The organism is Phenylobacterium sp. (assembly GCF_030698145.1).
Classification (GTDB): Bacteria; Pseudomonadota; Alphaproteobacteria; order Caulobacterales; family Caulobacteraceae; genus Phenylobacterium.
Map to the genome: position 1 here is coordinate 1 of NZ_JAUYNW010000124.1, position 16983 is coordinate 16983.

17 protein-coding genes, 2 tRNA genes and 1 pseudogene are annotated in these 16983 nt (G+C 66.7%); 2 read left to right on the top strand and 18 right to left on the bottom strand.

What is annotated here, in order from left to right:
- The 12 genes and pseudogenes from Q8Q77_RS17810 to Q8Q77_RS17865 all read right to left on the bottom strand — a co-directional run.
- Window positions 1-209, bottom strand: a pseudogene (locus Q8Q77_RS17810) (NADH-quinone oxidoreductase subunit I); the annotation flags it as partial.
- Between the two features lie 7 nt (window positions 210-216).
- Entirely contained in the window at window positions 217-414 is a 198-nt protein-coding gene (locus tag Q8Q77_RS17815; RefSeq protein WP_305585105.1) for a hypothetical protein, read from the bottom strand.
- An 8-nt stretch (window positions 415-422) separates the two neighbouring features.
- Window positions 423-1505 carry an NADH-quinone oxidoreductase subunit NuoH gene (gene nuoH / locus Q8Q77_RS17820; protein ID WP_305585107.1) on the bottom strand — a complete coding sequence of 361 codons (1083 nt, stop codon included), beginning with the start codon at window positions 1503-1505 and terminating at the stop codon, window positions 423-425.
- A 3-nt stretch (window positions 1506-1508) separates the two neighbouring features.
- Window positions 1509-3548, bottom strand: a complete 2040-nt coding sequence (gene nuoG / locus Q8Q77_RS17825) for an NADH-quinone oxidoreductase subunit NuoG (protein ID WP_305585108.1) — start codon at window positions 3546-3548, stop codon at window positions 1509-1511.
- A gap of 6 nt (window positions 3549-3554) precedes the next feature.
- Window positions 3555-4871, bottom strand: a complete 1317-nt coding sequence (nuoF, locus tag Q8Q77_RS17830) for an NADH-quinone oxidoreductase subunit NuoF (RefSeq protein WP_305585110.1) — start codon at window positions 4869-4871, stop codon at window positions 3555-3557.
- Between the two features lie 5 nt (window positions 4872-4876).
- Window positions 4877-5083, bottom strand: a complete 207-nt coding sequence (locus Q8Q77_RS17835) for a hypothetical protein (RefSeq protein WP_305585111.1) — start codon at window positions 5081-5083, stop codon at window positions 4877-4879.
- Window positions 5083-5763: an NADH-quinone oxidoreductase subunit NuoE gene (nuoE, locus tag Q8Q77_RS17840; RefSeq protein ID WP_305585112.1), complete on the bottom strand. Its 681-nt coding sequence runs from the start codon at window positions 5761-5763 to the stop codon at window positions 5083-5085. Before nuoE ends, Q8Q77_RS17835 begins: the two co-directional genes overlap by 1 nt.
- 7 nt (window positions 5764-5770) lie before the next feature.
- Window positions 5771-6121 carry a nuclear transport factor 2 family protein gene (locus Q8Q77_RS17845; protein WP_305585113.1) on the bottom strand — a complete coding sequence of 117 codons (351 nt, stop codon included), beginning with the start codon at window positions 6119-6121 and terminating at the stop codon, window positions 5771-5773.
- Window positions 6118-7332, bottom strand: a complete 1215-nt coding sequence (locus tag Q8Q77_RS17850) for an NADH-quinone oxidoreductase subunit D (protein ID WP_305585115.1) — start codon at window positions 7330-7332, stop codon at window positions 6118-6120. The genes Q8Q77_RS17845 and Q8Q77_RS17850 overlap by 4 nt, the downstream gene beginning before the upstream one ends.
- Window positions 7332-7976 (bottom strand): NADH-quinone oxidoreductase subunit C, encoded by a 645-nt coding sequence (locus tag Q8Q77_RS17855; RefSeq protein ID WP_305585117.1) that lies wholly within the window; start codon window positions 7974-7976, stop codon window positions 7332-7334. The genes Q8Q77_RS17850 and Q8Q77_RS17855 overlap by 1 nt, the downstream gene beginning before the upstream one ends.
- Complete coding sequence (locus tag Q8Q77_RS17860) at window positions 7973-8554, bottom strand: NADH-quinone oxidoreductase subunit B family protein (protein ID WP_305585118.1); 582 nt, start codon at window positions 8552-8554, stop codon at window positions 7973-7975. The genes Q8Q77_RS17855 and Q8Q77_RS17860 overlap by 4 nt, the downstream gene beginning before the upstream one ends.
- Window positions 8524-8901 (bottom strand): NADH-quinone oxidoreductase subunit A, encoded by a 378-nt coding sequence (locus tag Q8Q77_RS17865; RefSeq protein ID WP_305585120.1) that lies wholly within the window; start codon window positions 8899-8901, stop codon window positions 8524-8526. Before Q8Q77_RS17865 ends, Q8Q77_RS17860 begins: the two co-directional genes overlap by 31 nt.
- Before the next feature lie 304 nt (window positions 8902-9205).
- Between Q8Q77_RS17865 and Q8Q77_RS17870 the strand changes: the two genes are divergently transcribed.
- Window positions 9206-9282, top strand: a tRNA-Asp gene (locus Q8Q77_RS17870).
- Between the two features lie 115 nt (window positions 9283-9397).
- Window positions 9398-10015, top strand: a complete 618-nt coding sequence (locus tag Q8Q77_RS17875; RefSeq protein ID WP_305585122.1) for a Pr6Pr family membrane protein — start codon at window positions 9398-9400, stop codon at window positions 10013-10015.
- Window positions 10016-10068: 53 nt separating this feature from the next.
- Here the strand turns inward: Q8Q77_RS17875 and Q8Q77_RS17880 are convergent, their stop codons facing one another.
- The 6 genes from Q8Q77_RS17880 to lon form a co-directional block, all read right to left on the bottom strand.
- Window positions 10069-11991, bottom strand: coding sequence for an NAD(P)/FAD-dependent oxidoreductase (locus Q8Q77_RS17880; RefSeq protein ID WP_305585124.1), 1923 nt, complete (start codon window positions 11989-11991; stop codon window positions 10069-10071).
- Window positions 11992-12260: 269 nt separating this feature from the next.
- Window positions 12261-13520: a cytochrome P450 gene (locus Q8Q77_RS17885; protein ID WP_305585126.1), complete on the bottom strand. Its 1260-nt coding sequence runs from the start codon at window positions 13518-13520 to the stop codon at window positions 12261-12263.
- Window positions 13521-13652: 132 nt separating this feature from the next.
- A complete protein-coding gene (locus Q8Q77_RS17890) occupies window positions 13653-14561 on the bottom strand; it encodes an aldo/keto reductase (RefSeq protein WP_305585128.1) in 909 nt (302 codons plus the stop codon).
- A gap of 48 nt (window positions 14562-14609) precedes the next feature.
- Window positions 14610-14686: transfer RNA gene (locus Q8Q77_RS17895), tRNA-Val, on the bottom strand.
- A gap of 91 nt (window positions 14687-14777) precedes the next feature.
- A complete protein-coding gene (locus Q8Q77_RS17900) occupies window positions 14778-15050 on the bottom strand; it encodes an HU family DNA-binding protein (RefSeq protein ID WP_254837069.1) in 273 nt (90 codons plus the stop codon).
- A gap of 157 nt (window positions 15051-15207) precedes the next feature.
- On the bottom strand, window positions 15208-16983 hold a 1776-nt coding region (gene lon / locus Q8Q77_RS17905), incomplete at its 5' end, for an endopeptidase La (protein ID WP_305585130.1).

Genomic DNA, 16983 nt, shown 5'->3' on the forward strand with positions numbered 1-16983 from the left:
CACAGCTTGCAGGCGATGCAGCGCTCCTCGCCGTTCGGATAGCGGCGCAGCACGTGCTCGCCGCGGAACCGCGGCGACTGCGGGTTACGCTCGTGCGGGTACTGCACGGTGGCCTTGGGATTGACCATGTACTTCATGGCCAGGCCGAAGGCGCCGACGAAATCCATCAGCGCCGCGCCTTTGATGGCTTGTGAGATGCGCTGCATCATCTGGCGGTCACTTTCCCTTACACACGAAGTCGGCGAGCCGCTTGCCGGAGCTCTGCGGCCGTTGAACGATCTCCCCGCCCCGCTTCACGCACGAGTCGCGAGCCTGCTTCAGCGCGTCGTAGCTGGCCACGTTGCCGACGGTCGCGCCCGATTCCACCGAACTGGTGGTGCAGGCGCCCAGCGCCAGGGTGGCGGAAAGGATCATCAGGACCCTCACGCCGCCGCCGGTCCGAACACGCGCCACGCCGCCACCAGGGCCACGGCCACCAGCGAGGTCGGCAGGAACACCTTCCAGCCCAGCCGCATAAGCTGGTCGTAGCGGTATCGAGGCACGATGGCCTTGGCCATGGCGATCAGGAAGAAGAAGAAGCAGATCTTCATCACGAACCACATCAGGCCGTAGAAGCTCTGCACGGTCGGCGGCCAGTCGTGGACGAAGGCGAAATCGATGGGCGCCTGCCAGCCGCCGAAGAACAGCAGCGAGATCAGGGCGCACATCAGCACGATGCTGACCAACTCGCCGATCATGAACAGCAGGAACGGGCTGGACGAGTACTCCACCTGATAGCCGGCCACGAGCTCGGACTCGGCCTCGGGCAGGTCGAAGGGCGGGCGGTTGGTTTCGGCCAGGGCCGAGATGAAGAAGATCACCGTCATCGGGATCATCACCAGGGCGATCGGCAGGCCGCTCAGGCCGTTACCGCCCAGGAAATACCAGTTCCAGAACCCGCCGGCCTGCTGCTCGACGATGGTCTGCAGGTTCATGGTCCCGGCCAGCAGGATCACCGTGATGATCACGAAGCCGATGGAGACCTCGTAGGACACCATCTGCGCGGCCGAGCGCAGGCTGCCCAGGAACGGGTACTTCGAGTTCGAGGCCCAGCCGCCCATGATGATGCCGTAGACGCCCAGCGAGCTGATGGCGAACAGGTACATCACGCCGACATTGATGTTGGAGACCACCCAGCCCGGCGCGAACGGAATCACCGCCCAGCCGACCATGGCCAGGGTGAAGGTCAGCACCGGGGCCAGCAGGAACACGAACTTGTCGGCCCCGTCGGGAATGATCAGTTCCTTCAGCACGAACTTGATCAGGTCGGCGAAGGACTGCAGCAGGCCGAACGGACCCACCACGTTGGGCCCTTTGCGCATCTGCACGCCCGCCCAGATCTTGCGGTCGGCGAGCATGAAGAAGGCCAGCGCCAGCAGCAGCGGCAAGATCACGGCCATGATCTGGGCGACGGTGATCAGGGTCCAGCCGCCCGGGGTGGCCCAGAAGTTGGTGGTGGGATCCATGCCCTACTCCGCCGCGATCTTGGCGGCGCCGGAGACCACGGCGGCGCATTCGGCCATCGTCACGCTGGCGCGGGCGATGGGGTTGGTCAGGTGGAAGGCCTTGATCGGACTGGCGAAAGGCTTGTCCGAGGCCGCTCCCTTGGTCCCGAGCCCGGCGAGATCGAGCGCCGCCGGCGCGGCCGGGACATAATCGATCTGGCCGAAGGTCGGATGGTCCTCGAAGAGCTTGGCCCGAAGCTGGGCCAGGGTGTCGTAAGGCAGGGTCGCGCCGAGACGGTCCGACAGGGCGCGCAGCACCGACCAGTCCTCGCGGGCCTCACCCTTGGGGAACACGGCGCGGAAGCCCATCTGCACCCGGCCCTCGGTGTTGACGTAGAGGCCGTCCTTCTCGGTGTAGGCGGCCCCCGGCAGGATCACGTCGGCGCTATGGGCGCCGGCGTCGCCATGGGTGCCCAGATAGACGGTGAAGGCCTTCGAGGCCGACAGGTCGATCTCGTCGGCGCCCATCAGGAACAGTACGTCCAGCGCGCCCTTGGCGGCCATCTCGCGGGCGCTCTTGCCGCCCTCGCCCGGCACGAAGCCCAGGTCCAGGCCGCCGACGCGGGCGGCGGCGGTGTGCAGGACGTTCCAGGTCATGCCGAAGGTCTTGGCCGCGGCGGCGGCGGCGGCCAGGACGGCGGCGCCGTCCTCGCGGGCCAGGGCGCCGGTCCCGACGATGATCGCCGGCGCCTTGGCGGCCTTGAGCGCCTTGACGAAATCGCTCTTGGACCTGGTCAGGCCCGAGAGCGTCTCGGGTCCCGCGCCCAGATAGTCGTAGCCGTAGGTCAGGTCGGCCTGCTCGCCGATCACGCCCACGCGCAGGGCGCCGGCCAGCCAGCGCTTGCGCAGGCGCGCGTTGAACACCGGGGCCTCGAGGCGCGGATTGGCGCCCACCAGCAGGATGACGTCGGCGTTCTCGATGCCGGCGATGGTGGAGTTGAACAGCCAGCTCTCGCGAGGACCGGCGCCCAGCGCCATGCCGTCCTGGCGGCAGTCGAGGTTCTTCACCCCCAGCGACCCGAACAGGTCCTTGGCGGCCTTCATGGACTCGGCGTCCTGCACGTCGCCGGCGATCACGCCGATTCGATCAGGACTGGCGGCCTTGATGTTGGCGGCGACCAGGTCGAAGGCCTCGTTCCAGCTCACCGGGGTCAGCCGGCCGCCCTTGCGGACATAGGGCTGGTCCAGGCGCTGGCGGGCGAGGCCGTCGACCGCGTAGCGGGTCTTGTCGCTGATCCACTCCTCGTTGATGTCCTCGTTGAGCCGCGGCAGCACGCGCAGCACGGCCGGACCGCGGCTGTCGACGCGGATCGCCGAGCCCAGGGCGTCCATCACATCGACACTCTCGGTCTTCTTCAGCTCCCAGGGCCGGGCGTTGAAGGCGTAGGGCTTGGAGGTCAGCGCCCCCACCGGGCAGAGGTCGATCACGTTGGCCGACAGCTCGGAGGTCACCGACTTGTCGAGATAGGTCGTGATTTCAACGTCTTCGCCGCGGGAGATGAGACCGATTTCGGGCACGCCGGCGACCTCGGTGATGAACCGGACGCAGCGGGTGCACTGGATGCAGCGGGTCATGACCGTCTTGATCAACGGGCCCATGAACTTCTCTTCGACGGCGCGCTTGTTGTCGGCGTAGCGGCTGTCGTCGCGGCCATAGCCCATGGCCTGGTCCTGCAGGTCGCACTCCCCGCCCTGGTCGCAGATCGGGCAATCCAGGGGGTGGTTGATCAGCAGGAACTCCATCACGCCTTCCCGGGCCTTCTTGACCATGGGGGAGTTGGTGATGATCTCCTGGCCCTCGGCGGCCGGCAGCGCGCACGAGGCCTGGGGCTTCGGCGGACCGGGTTTCACCTCGACCAGGCACATGCGGCAGTTCCCGGCGATGCTCAGGCGCTCGTGATAGCAGAAGCGCGGGATCTCTTCCCCGGCCAGCTCCGCCACCTGCAGAACCGTCATGCCGGGTTCGAACTCGACCTCGACGCCGTTGACCTTGGCTATGGGCATGCCGGGCTACTCCGCCGCTTCCAGGGACACGCCCTGCACATGCGGCTTGCCGATGCGGTAATTGGTGATCCGCTCCTCCACCTCGTGACGGAAGTGGCGGAAGAGGCCCTGGATCGGCCAGGCGGCCGCGTCGCCCAGGCCGCAGATGGTGTGACCCTCGACCTGGCTGGCGACGTCCAGCAGCATGTCGATCTCGCGCATCTCGGCCTCGCCGGTGGCCATGCGCTCCATGACCCGCCACATCCAGCCGGTGCCTTCGCGGCACGGGGTGCACTGGCCGCAGCTCTCATGCTTGTAGAAGTAGGAGGCGCGCGCGATGGCGCGGACCAGGTCGGCGTCCTTGTCCATGACGATCATGGTCGCGGTGCCCAGGCCCGAGCGCCGCGCGGCCAGGTCGTCGAAGTCCATCAGGGCTTCCTCGGCCTCTTCGGCCGGGATCATCCGCATGGAGATGCCGCCGGGGATCACGGCCTTCAGGTTGCCCCAGCCGCCGCGCACGCCGCCGAAATGGTCGTCGATGAGCTGGCGCATGGGGATCGACATGGCCTCTTCGACCACGCAGGGCTTGTTGACGTGGCCCGAGGCCGCCATCAGCTTGATGCCCGAGTTCTTGGGCCGGCCGAAGCCCGCGAACCACCCTGCCCCGCGGCGCAGGATCGAACCCACCACGGCGATCGACTCGACGTTGTTGATGGTGGTCGGCGCGCCATAGATGCCGGCGCCGGCCGGGAACGGGGGCTTCAGCCGCGGCTGGCCCTTCTTGCCCTCCAGGCTCTCCATCAGGGCGGTCTCGTCGCCGCAGATATAGGCGCCGCCGCCATGGGTGACGTGCAGGTCGAAGTCCCAGCCGTGGACGTTGCCCTTGCCGATCAGCTTGGCGTCGTAGGCCTGCTTGATCGCCGCTTCCAGGCGCTCGCGCTCATGCACGTATTCGCCGCGGATATAGATGTAGGCGGTGTGAGCGCGGATTGCGTAGCTCGCCACCAGGCAGCCCTCGATCAGCAGGTGCGGATCGTTGCGGATGATCTCGCGGTCCTGGCAGGCGCCGGGCTCGGACTCATCGGCGTTGACCACCAGGAAGTGGGGCCGCTCGCTCTGCGCCTTGGGCATGAAGGTCCACTTCAGGCCGGTGGGGAAACCGCCGCCGCCCCGGCCGCGCAGGCCTGATTCCTTGATCTGCTCGCAGATCCACTCCGGGGTCTGTTTGAGCATCTCGCGCGTGGCGTTCCAGCAGCCGCGCGTCTTCGCACCTTCCAGGCCCCAGTCATGGACGCCATAGAGGTTGGTGAAGATGCGGTCCTTGTCTTCGAGGATCCCGACCAAGGCCCCTACACTCCCTTGTTCGCTGAGCGTACGCCCGCGATGAACCAGATCTGGGCGGCGAGCCCTGCGATGAGCGCCGCGACGAACACGTAGACCAGCCAGTCGACGCCCCTGCCGAAGGCGCCGTAGGCCGCGGCGGCGGCCACGATCGCGCAGACCGCGTCGATGGCGACCATGACCTTCAGCCGGCGCTTTGTAGCTTCGAGGTCCATTAGGTGGCCGGCGCCTTCGCCTTGCCCGTGGCGGCGGCGTTGGGCAGCGACTTGAGCGGCTTGGCCAGCGAACCGTCGTAGAGTTTCGGATCGGAGAGCACCAGCGGCCCGCCTTCCGGCGAGGAGCCCTGGCGGCCGATCATCGAGCCCGGCGCGGGCGGCTTGCCGGCGGCGAAGTCGTCCAGCAGCTTGTCGAGGATCTCGACCGTCAGGTCCTCGTAATAATAGTCGTTGATCGCGGCCATCGGCGCGTTGGAGCAAGCGCCCAGGCACTCGACTTCCTGCCAGTAGAACTTGCCGTCGGCCGAGCGGTGATCCTTCGGGCCGATCCGCTTCTTGCAGTGGGCCATCAGGTCGTTGGCGCCGCGCAGGGCGCAGGGCGTGGTGCCGCAGACCTGCACCAGGGCATGGGTGCCGACCGGCTCCAGCATGAACATGGTGTAGAAGGTCACGACCTCCAGCACCCGGATCTGCGGCATGGAGAGCAGCGCCGCGACGGCGCGGATGGCGGGCTCGGAGACCCAGCCCTCCTGCTTCTGGATCAGCCATAGGATCGGGATCACGGCCGACTGCTGGCGGCCCTGCGGGTATTTCGAAATCCACCACTGCGCCTGCTTGGCGCTCTCTTTCGAGAACTCGAAGCTGGCCGGCTGGTTCGGCGAGAGGCGACGGACGCTCAAACGTTCCTCACTTCACAAAGTCGACGCGGACGATCTTGGCGTCGGCGATAGTGTAGATGGCCGCGACATCGAAGGTGTCGCCGCCGGGCGTGCGCGCCACCCGCTCGTGATCGATCACGGTGTTTCCCACCACGACGCGATTGAGCAGTTGGGCCTTGTTCTGCGGGAAGTCGGCGAACAGCTTCACGTGCCGGGCGCGGATGGCGTCGATCCCGTTAGCGGTGATGGCGCCGTTGAAGTCGCCCAGGGCCGCGTGGTCCGCGTAGAAGGCGCAGAACGCCTCCAGGTTCTGGGCGTTGTAGGCCTCGAACTGGGCCTCGACCACGTCGAACGGGCTGATGCAGGCGGGCGCGCTCATCGATCGATCTCCCCGAACACGATGTCCAGCGAGCCGATGATGGCGGAGACGTCGGCCAGCATGTGGCCGCGGTTCATCCAGTCCATGGCCATCAGGTGCGGATAGCCCGGCGCGCGGATCTTGCAGCGATAGGGCTTGTTGGTCCCGTCGCTCACCAGGAAGACGCCGAACTCGCCCTTGGGCGCCTCGACGCAGGCATAGACCTCGCCCGGCGGGGTGCGGAAGCCCTCGGTGTAGAGCTTGAAGTGGTGGATGAGCGCTTCCATCGAACGCTTCATCTCGCCGCGGCGGGGCGGGCTGACCTTGTTGTCCTCGGTCATCACCGGGCCGGGGGTCTTCTTCAGCCGCTCGACGCATTGCAGGATGATCTTGGTCGACTCCCGCATCTCCTGCATCCGGCAGAGATAACGGTCGTAGCAGTCGCCGTTCACGCCCAGCGGAATGTCGAACTCGAAGTCGTCATAGCATTCGTAGGGCTGGCTGCGGCGCAGGTCCCAGGCGATGCCCGAGCCGCGCACCATGACGCCAGAGAAGCCCCACTTGATGGCCTCTTCCTTGGTCACCACGCCGATGTCGACGTTGCGCTGCTTGAAGATGCGGTTGCCGGTGATCAGCTTGTCGATGTCGGCCACCGGACGGGCGAAGGCCGTGGCCCAGTCGCCGATGTCGTTGATCAGCGCCTCGGGCAGATCCTGATGGACGCCGCCGGGCCGGAAGTAGTTGGCGTGGAGCCGCGCACCCGATGCGCGCTCATAGAACACCATCAGCTTCTCGCGCTCTTCGAAGCCCCACAGCGGCGGGGTGAGCGCGCCCACGTCCATGGCCTGGGTGGTGACGTTGAGCAGGTGATTCAGGATCCGGCCGATCTCGGAGAACATCACCCGGATCAGGCTGCCGCGGATCGGCACCTCGGTCCCCATCAACTTCTCGATGGCCAGGCAGAAGGCGTGCTCCTGGTTCATCGGCGCCACGTAGTCGAGGCGGTCGAAATACGGGATGTTCTGGAGGTAGGTCCGGTACTCCATCAGCTTTTCGGTGCCGCGATGCAGCAGGCCGATGTGCGGATCGACCCGCTCCACCACCTCCCCGTCCAGCTCCAGGACCAGGCGCAGGACGCCGTGGGCCGCGGGGTGCTGCGGGCCGAAATTGATGTTGAACTTGCGAACCGGCGTCTCGGGGACGTGCACGGCCTGAGAGGCGTCGTCAGCCATCACTTCGGGCCTCCAACTTGGGGGCCGCCGGCCCCGGGCGCTTTTTCGTCGCCCGGCAGGACGTAATCGGCGCCCTCCCACGGCGAGAGGAAGTCCCAGTTGCGGTATTCGACCGACTTCACCGGCTCATAGACCACGCGCTTCAGCTCGTCGTCGTAGCGCAGTTCCACATAGCCGCTCATGGGGAAGTCCTTGCGCAGCGGATGGCCGTGGAAGCCGTAGTCGGTGAGGATGCGGCGCAGGTCGGGATGGCCCTCGAAGAAGATCCCGTACATGTCGAAGGCCTCGCGCTCGAACCAGTCGGCGCAGGGATAGACCCCGGTGATGGTCGGGACGGGGGTGTCCTCGTCGGTCTCGATCTTCAGGCGAACCCGATGGTTCTGGGTCAGCGACAGCAGGTGGTAGACCACGTCGAACCGCCGCACGCGCTCGGGATAGTCGACGCCGCAGAGGTCGATGAGCTGCTGGAACTGGTAGTCCTGATGGTCGCGCAGATAGGTCAGCGCATCGGCGATGCGCGGCAGGGGCGCGATCAGGGTCAGTTCGCCATAGGCCACCGAATGGCTGACGACGGCGCCGGCGCTATTGGCCACGATCGCCTGGCCCAGCATCTCCATCTGATCGGAGGTCTTGGGCCAGCTCATCGCTCGATGGTCCCTGTGCGGCGGATCTTCTTCTGGAGCTGCAGCACGCCGTAGACCAGGGCCTCGGCGGTCGGCGGGCAGCCCGGGACATAGATGTCCACCGGCACGATCCGGTCGCAGCCGCGCACCACGGAATAGGAGAAGTAGTAGTAGCCGCCGCCGTTGGCGCACGAGCCCATGGAGATGACGTAGCGGGGCTCCGGCATCTGGTCGTAGACCTTGCGCAGGGCCGGGGCCATCTTGTTGCAGAGCGTGCCGGCGACGATCATCACGTCCGACTGGCGCGGGCTGGCGCGGGGCGCGAAGCCGTAGCGCTCCAGGTCGTAGCGCGGCATCGAGGCCTGCATCATCTCGACCGCGCAGCAGGCGAGACCGAAGGTCATCCACATCAGCGAGCCGGTGCGCGCCCAGGTGATCAGGTCGTCGGCCGCGGCGGTGACGAAGCCCTTGTCGGCCAGCTCGATCGAGACGCCGTCGAAGAACGGATCATGGGCCTTGGGATTGTAGCCCTCGACCGTGGTGCGGCCCGCCGCACCGGCGGGAATGATCACTCCCATTCCAGGGCCCCCTTCTTCCATTCGTAGATGAAGCCCACGGTCAGCACGCCCAGGAAGGTCATCATCGACCAGAAGGCGAATTGCCCGGCTTCCTGCGGCAGCTTCATTAGCGCCACGGCCCAGGGGAACAGGAACGCCACTTCCAGGTCGAAGATGATGAACAGGATGGAGACCAGATAGAATCGGACGTCGAATTTCATCCGCGCGTCATCGAAGGCGTTGAAGCCGCACTCGTAGGTCGAGAGCTTCTCCGGGTCCGGCGCCTTGGGGGCCAGAACCGCCGAGGCGATGATGAAAACGAGGCCCAGGGCGCCCGCGATCCCCAGGAAGATCACGATGGGCAGGTACTGCAGAAGGAAGGCGTTCATGGAATCCTCAAGCGGAGTCGGGGCTCTTCTAGACCACGTCGGCGGCAGGTTCAAACGGGGGTTTGCGCTGCGAAAAAGCCTTATGCTCCTGATAATTGCGATCCATTCGCAACAAGCCAGACCACGGAACACCGGTCTCCGCGCAAGGCCTTGCCGGTCACCGCTCCGCCCTTCCCGCGGAGGTGTCCGAACGCCAGGCTGGGTGCGTCATTCCGCGCTTCATTTGCCGAAGTCCGCAGAGTCCCGTTGACACGATTCCGGTCGGGACCTATCAGACGCGCCTCGCGGTCACCGCGAGCCGTATGCGGATGTAGCTCAGTTGGTTAGAGCGCCGGCCTGTCACGCCGGAGGTCGCGGGTTCGAGTCCCGTCATTCGCGCCACGGTTCCCCCTGAAATCGTCAGACGTCGAGCGCGGTCGCCGCGGACTTTGGCTTGACCTCGGCGCGCGCGCGGCGATCTCCTGACCCCTGGGTTGTCCCGGGGAGCGCCGAGCCGATGAACGCCTATCGCGCCATTGCGGCGCTGGTCGCCTGGTCCGGCCTGATCCTGCAGTACTGGCTGATGGTGCGCGGGCAGACCGGCGAGGCGTTCGCGACGCGGACGGTCAACTTCTTCAGCTACTTCACGATCCTCTCGAACCTACTGGCGGCGGTGGCCCTCACCGCCCCGACGGCGTTCCCGAGGAGCCCGATCGGCTTCTACTTCGCCAGGCCCGGGGTCCGAACGGCGGTCGCGCTCTATATGGCGGTCACCGCGGCCACCTATATCGCCATCCTTCAGGGCCTGTGGGATCCGCAGGGCCTCCAGCTGGTCGCCGACACCACCCTGCACTACGTCACCCCGGCGCTGGTGCTGCTGGACTGGCTGGCGTTCACCCCAAAAGGAACGCTGCGCTGGGTCTATGTCTGGCCCTGGCTCATGGTTCCGCTGGCCTATGGCGCCTATAGCATCGTCCGCGGGCCCTACGCCGGCTTCTACCCCTACCCGTTCCTGGACGTGTCCGAGCATGGGCTGACCCAGGTGGGGCTCAACATGGCGGCGATGTGCGCCGTTTTCCTGGTCCTGGGGCTGGGCCTCGTCCTGATCGACCGGACGATGCGGCGCCGCGCCTAGGCGGTCCGTACCGGGTCGAGCAGCTTACGATGGCGGACGCGACGAGAGGCGCCCTACCCCACCAGTTCGGCGCTCTTGCTCAGCACGAAGTCCTTGGGATCCGGCGTCAGGGTGGCGCGCCAGTAGTCCACCAGGGCGAAAGGCCAGTTCTGGGTGACCCGCCCGGCCTCGTTCTTGTACCAGCTCGTCACCTGCGGGGCGCCCCAGGCCATCAGCCTGTTGCCCGCGTCGACCTTGATGTTGAAGGCGTCGTGGACCTCGCGCTTGGGCTCCATGGCCGCGGCGCCGGTCTGGGCCAGCAGCTTCAGGCAGCCCAGGATGTAGCGGACGCTGCATTCCGAGAAGAACACGATCGAGCCGTTGACCACGATATTGGTATTGGGCCCGTAGATCATGAAAAGGTTCGGGAAACCTGGCGTGGTCATGCCCAGATAAGCGCGTGGATCGCCGGCCCAGGTCTCGTGCAGATCGGCGCCCTCGCGGCCCTTGATCCTCATCGGCCACAGGAACTTCGAGGCGTGGAAGCCGGTGCCATAGATGATGACGTCGAAGTCGCGCGACTGGCCGTCGGCGGTCAGGATGCCGCCAGCCGTGAGCTCGGATATCCCGTCGGTGACCAGCTCGACATTGTCGCGCTTGAGTGCGTCCAGCCAGACGCCATTGTCCAGCAGGGCCCGCTTGCCGCCCGGCGGATAGGTGGGGATGACCTTGGCCACCAGGTCGGGGCGGTCGGGCGCCTGGGCGGCGATCGCCGCGGCGATCATCTCCCGGAAGCCGAGGTTCAGTTCACTGACCGCTGTGGACGGGCCGTTCCAGCCCGGATCGGCGGTCACCATGGGCAGCAGCCCGTCGGTGACCATCCAGAACATCCAGAACCGGTACCATTTGTCGTAGAACGGCACGTGCTCCATCAGCCAGTTCATCCCGTCCGGGACGTCCTCGTGATAGTGCGGCACCGGGAATCCCCAGGGCGGGGTGCGTTGGAAAACGCTCAGGCTGGCGACCTTGCCGACGATCTCCGGCACGAACTGGAAGGCGCTGGCGCCGGTGCCGATCACCGCCACCCGCTTGCCGGTCAGGTCCACATCGTGGCGCCATTCGGCGGAGTGGAAGGACGGTCCCTCGAAGCTGTCGCGGCCCTTGATGTCGGGAAAGCGCGGCCGGTTGAGCTGACCCACGGCGGTGATCACCGCATTGGCCTCGACGTGCTCGACGCCCGACGGCGTCTTCAGCCGCGCCTTCCAGACGGCGCGCGCCTCGTCCCAGGCCATCTCCTCGACCACGGTCTCGAAGCGGACCTTCTTCTTAAGATCGTAGCGGCCCGCCACCCCGCGGAAATAGTCCAGCAGGACGGGTTGGGTGGAGAAGTGCTGCGGCCAAAAGTGGTTGGGCTCGAAGCTGTAGGAATAGATGTGGTTGGACGAGTCGACCCGACAGCCCGGATAGGTGTTCTCCAGCCAGGTCCCGCCCACGTCGGGGTTCTTGTCGACGATTTCGAAGGGGACGCCGGCCTGGGTCAGGCGGATGGCGGCCAGCAGGCCTGACATGCCCGCGCCGACCACCAGGACATTAAGCTTCCGGGCTGCGGCCTTGAGCTCCGGCGTGGACCAGTTCGGGTCCTTGGTGCTGTGGCCGTCGATGGCCAGCTCGTCAGTGAGGAAGTCGCCATACCCCTCGGGGATGTCGGCCCCAGCCACGAAGTTCATCATCTGGTGGAGGACCTCGGCCGACGGGATCGCCGCCATGGGCGCCTTGCCAGTTAGATAGGCGGTGATCGCGGCCTTGGCCGCGGCCCGCATCTTGGCCTGCTCGTCCTCGGGCACCCCGGTCTCGCCGCGCGACAGGGGCGTGTAGGTGGGCCGCCACTCCGGCCGCAGCCAGCCGGTGTCGCCGGTCAGGTGCACCAGGGCCGCGGAAAGCGCCGGCAGGTGCGCCGTCTCCAGCGCCTGGTCGAGGGGCTCCAGATCCACCGCCATCTTCGTCTCCGCCCTTGGGTTATCGCTGTTCTTGCAGGCCAGCTTACGCGTCTGGAAGCCGAGCGAAAGGGCGCCGTCGCGTCAGGTCTCGAGGCCGGTCGATTCACAAGATGCTCCCCCTCTGGGGGAGCTGTCGGCCGAATGGCCGACTGAGGGGGACTTTGACTCGTGTTTGTGGGCTTCGGCCCCCCTCCGTCACGTCGCCGAAGAAGGCGACGCGCCGCCTCCCCCTCTACGCGCTGCGCGCTGGGGGAGGGTCTAGAATGGCGCTAACCGACGATCCGCACCGGCAGGGTCTCATAGCCCTTCACGAAGCTGGAGCGTACGCGTCTGGGCTCCTCGACCACCTCGATGCGGTCGAAGCGCTTGAGAATCTCCTCCCAGACCACGCGGAGCTGCATCTCGGCCAGGCGGTTGCCCACGCAGCGGTGGATGCCGAAGCCGAATGACAGGTGCTGGCGCGGCCGGGCCCGGTCGATGATGAACCGCTCGGGGTTATCGATGGCGTCCTCGTCGCGGTTGCCCGAGACGTACCACATGACCACCTTGTCGCCCTTCTTGATGGTCTTGCCGCCGACCTCGAAGTCCTCCAGGGCCGTGCGGCGCATGTGGGCCAGCGGGGTCTGCCAGCGGATGATCTCGGAGACCATGCTGGGGATCAGGGACGGATCGGCGCGCAGCTTCGTGTACTGATCGGGGTTCTCGTTCAGCGCCAGCAGGCCGCCGCTGATCGAGTTGCGGGTGGTGTCGTTGCCGCCGACGATCAGCAGGATGATGTTCCCGAGATACTCGTCGGGGTTCATGTTCCGGGTGGCGTCGCTGTGGGCCATCATCGAGACCAGATCCCCGCCCGGCGGCGCATTGACCCTCTGGTTCCAGAGCTCGGTGAAGCTCGCCAGGCATTCCATCAGCTCGGCCTGGCGCTCTTCCTCGGTCTCGCAGAGCGCGCCCGGTCCCGGCAAGCAGGTGGCGACGTCGGACCAGCGGGTCAGGCGGCGGCGGTGCTCGAAGGGATAGTCGAACAGGGTCGCCAGCATCTGGGTGGTGAGCTCGATGGAGACGCGGTCGACCCAGTCGAAGGTCTCTCCCCGCGGCAGGGCGTCGAGGATCTTGGCCGCCCGCTCACGGATGATCGGCTCCAGCACCTGCAGGTTGGCCGGTGAGACCACGGGGCTGACAGCCTTGCGCTGCACGTCGTGCTTGGGCGGATCCATGGCGATGAAGCTGGGACGCCGCAGGTCCGGCCGGGCGTCGCGGATGGTGATCCCGCCCAGCGCAGCGTCGGAGGAGAACACCGCGTGGTTGGTGTCCACGGTCATGATGTCGTTGTAGCGGGTGATCGACCAGTAGGGGCCGAACTCGCTGTCCTTGCACCAATGGACCGGATCCTCCCGCCGCAGCCGCTCGAAATAGGGCCAGTGGGTGTTTGTGCGGAACAGGTCCGGGTCGCCGGGGTGCATCTCCTCCAGCGGCATGGAATAGGCCCGGGCCCTCGCCTCGTCGGCCAGCTTCATAGCGCCGTCAGCCATCGCGATCGCTCCCGTCGACGCCCGGTCGGCGGCCGATAGGCCGTCGCCTGCGTCTTCTGGGGCGATGAAACGCCAATCCGCGCGCCGGAACAACGCCCGTCGAATCCAAACTAAGTTCGGTTGCGTAGGGGCCTAGAGCTGCGCGCGCGCGATTCGCGCCATCGCTTCGCTGGGAAGGCGCATGCCGGAGGCCGCGAGGTTGTCCCGCAGGTGCGCCAGGCGCGTGGCGCCGACCACGGCGCTGCTGACATTGGGATCGGCGAGCACATAGGCGAGCGCGGCCTGGGCCCCCGTCATGCCGGAGATTTTCGACAGGAAGCCAAACCGGGCGCCCTTGGCGATATCGGCCCGGTGGTTCTTCAAGGCGCGCAGGGCGTACCAGACGTCCCGGGGCGCGCGCAGCTTCAGGACCTGGCCGCCGGTGTGGCCCATGGCCAGGGCCATGCCGGCCAGGACGCCCTTCCCCTGCCCCGCCGCCTGAGCGATCAGCGGCGCGCGTTCGGGGCGTAGGACATTGTAGTCGACCATCACCACGTCGATCTCGGCCCGGCCGGCGGCGTGGGCGATCACCCGCGGATCGAAGCTGTTGACCCCCAGGGCGCGGATCAGCCCACGCCGCTTCAGGCCCGATATGCGGTCGAGGAAGGCGTCCGTCAGCTCTTCGAGCGCAGGGCCGTGCAGTTGCAGCAGCGGCAGGGCCTCGAGGCCCAGGTTCTCGAGGCTGCGCTCGACGCTGGCCTCGATGGCTGCGGGATCGAAGTCGCGGACCACCCGGCGTCCGTCGTGGCGCGTGCCGGCCTTGGTGGCGATCACCAGGCCGTCGGTCGCCCTGCCCTTCAGCGCGCGGCCGAGTCGCGGTTCGGCGTTTCCTTCCGAATAGGCCGCCCCGGTGTCGAACAGGGTGACGCCGCCCTCAAGCGCCGCATGGACCAGCCGAATCGCCTCGCGCTCGTCAAAGGCCCGCTTGCCCCACCAACTCGCGCAGCCGAACCCGATCTCGGAGACGGAGAAGCCGGTCGATCCTAGGGGGCGGTAGCGCATGGGCGCGATGGTGTTCCTCGGCGGCTTGCCAGGCCGTAGCGCGAAGGCTGGTGGGCGGCGAGGGGTTCGAACCCCCGACCCCCTGGGTGTAAACCAGGTGCTCTGACCAGCTGAGCTAGCCGCCCGCGCGCGGGTTCATAGAACCGACAGCAAGAAACGAAAAGGGCGGCCGCCGGGTACGGCGACCGCCCTTCGATGCTTTGCCTATGGCTCGCCCTAGTTCAGCGAGCTCTTCAGGCCTTCGCCGACGCGGAAGCGCGCGGTCTTCGACGCCGGGCGGTTCACGGTCTCACCGGTGCGCGGATTGCGCGCGGTGCCCGCCGCACGGTTCACCGGCACGAAGCTGCCGAATCCCACGAGTCGAACTTCTTGTCCGCCCTTCAGCGACGCCGTGACGCTTTCGATGAACGCTTCCAGCGCGTCTTTCGCCTGCGCCTTATTGAGGCCCGCCTTGTCGGCGATCGCCGTGACGAGTTCGGCCTTGGTCATTTCCTGTCTCTCCCAGCCCGTTATCTCAACCGCGAACCTCTCGCGGACTCGCGAGGCTGCTTCGCGTTGCGCGATTATGGCGGTCTCGTTACCCGCGTCAAACAAAGGCGGCGCGGGAATCCCCCGCGCCGCCTAGTTTTTTACGGTTTTCGCCCAATCAGTGGGTGATAACCGACTCCGCATCCCCTTCCTCGACGGCAACCGATACCGGCGGTTGGTCTGCAGGGTTCCATTCGATGGGAATCGGCGCCCGAGTCAGGGCGTGCGACAGGACCTCATCGACGGTCGAAACCGGGATGATCTCCATCGCCGACTTCACGTTGTCGGGGATATCGGCCAGGTCCTTGAGGTTCTGCTGCGGGATCAGCACCGTCTTGACGCCCGAACGGAGCGCCGCGAGCAGCTTCTCCTTCAGGCCGCCGATGGCGGTGACCCGGCCGCGCAGGGTGACCTCGCCGGTCATGGCGATGTCCTTGCGGATCGGAATGCCCGTCAGCACCGAGACGATGGCCGTGGCCATGGCCGCGCCGGCCGAGGGGCCGTCCTTCGGGGTCGCGCCGTCCGGCACGTGGAGGTGCACGTCGGTCTTCTCGAACATCGGCGGCTCGATGCCGAAGTGGGTCGCTCGGCTGCGGACATAGGAGTTCGCCGCGGAGATCGATTCCTTCATCACGTCCTTCAGGTTGCCCGTGATGGACATGCGGCCCTTGCCCGGCATCTTGACCGCCTCGATGGTCAGGATGTCGCCGCCGAAGTCGGTATAGGCCAGGCCCGTGATGATCCCGACCTGATCCTCCTCGTCGGTCTCGCCGTGGGAGTACTTGCGAACGCCCGCGTACTTGGCCAGCAACTCGTCGTCGATGGTGATCGAGAGGACCGGCCTGGTCTGCGAGTCGACGTCGGTTTCCTTCGCCACGCGCGCGGCGTCCCGCGACAAGTCGCGGACTGTCTTGCGCGCCAGGTTGCCCAGTTCCCGTTCCAGCGACCGCACGCCGGCTTCCCGGGTGTAGTAGCGGATCAGGTCGTGGATGGCCTGGTCGGGGACGATGAACTCCTCCGGCTTCAGCCCATGGTCCTTGGTCAGCTTGGGCAGGACGTGGCGCTTGGCGATCTCCACCTTCTCATCCTCGGTGTAGCCGGGAATGCGGATGATCTCCATGCGGTCCAGCAGCGGCTGGGGCATGTTGAGGCTGTTGGCCGTGGTGACGAACATCACCGGCGACAGGTCGTAGTCCACCTCGAGATAGTGGTCGGCGAAGGTGGAGTTCTGCGACGGGTCCAGCACCTCGAGCAGGGCAGAGGCCGGGTCGCCGCGATAGTCGCTGCCCATCTTGTCGATCTCGTCGAGCAGGAAGAAGGCGTTGGTCGACTTGGCCTTCTTCATCGACTGGATGATCTTGCCCGGCATGGAGCCGATATAGGTCCGGCGGTGACCGCGGATCTCGGCCTCGTCGCGCACCCCGCCCAGGGAGACCCGGACGAACTCGCGGTTGGTGGCCTCGGCCAGCGACTTGCCCAGCGAGGTCTTGCCCACGCCGGGCGGTCCGACGAGGCAGAGGATCGGGCCTTTCAGCGAACCGGTCCGGGCCTGGACGGCCAGGTATTCCAGGATCCGCTCCTTGACCTTCTCCAGGCCATAGTGGTCGCGGTCCAGGACCGCCTCGGCCACGTCGAGGTCGATCGGCTTGGTCTTGGCCTTGCCCCACGGAATGGACAGCAGCCAGTCCAGATAGTTCCGCACGACCGTGGATTCGGCCGACATCGGGCTCATGTTGCGCAGCTTCTTCAGCTCGCCGTCGGCCTTGGTGCGGGCTTCCTTGGAGAGCTTGGTGCGCTTGATGCGCTTTTCCAGCTCGAGCAGCTCGTCACGCTGGTCGTCCTGCTCGCCCAGCTCGCGCTGGATCGCCTTCATCTGTTCGTTCAGATAGTACTC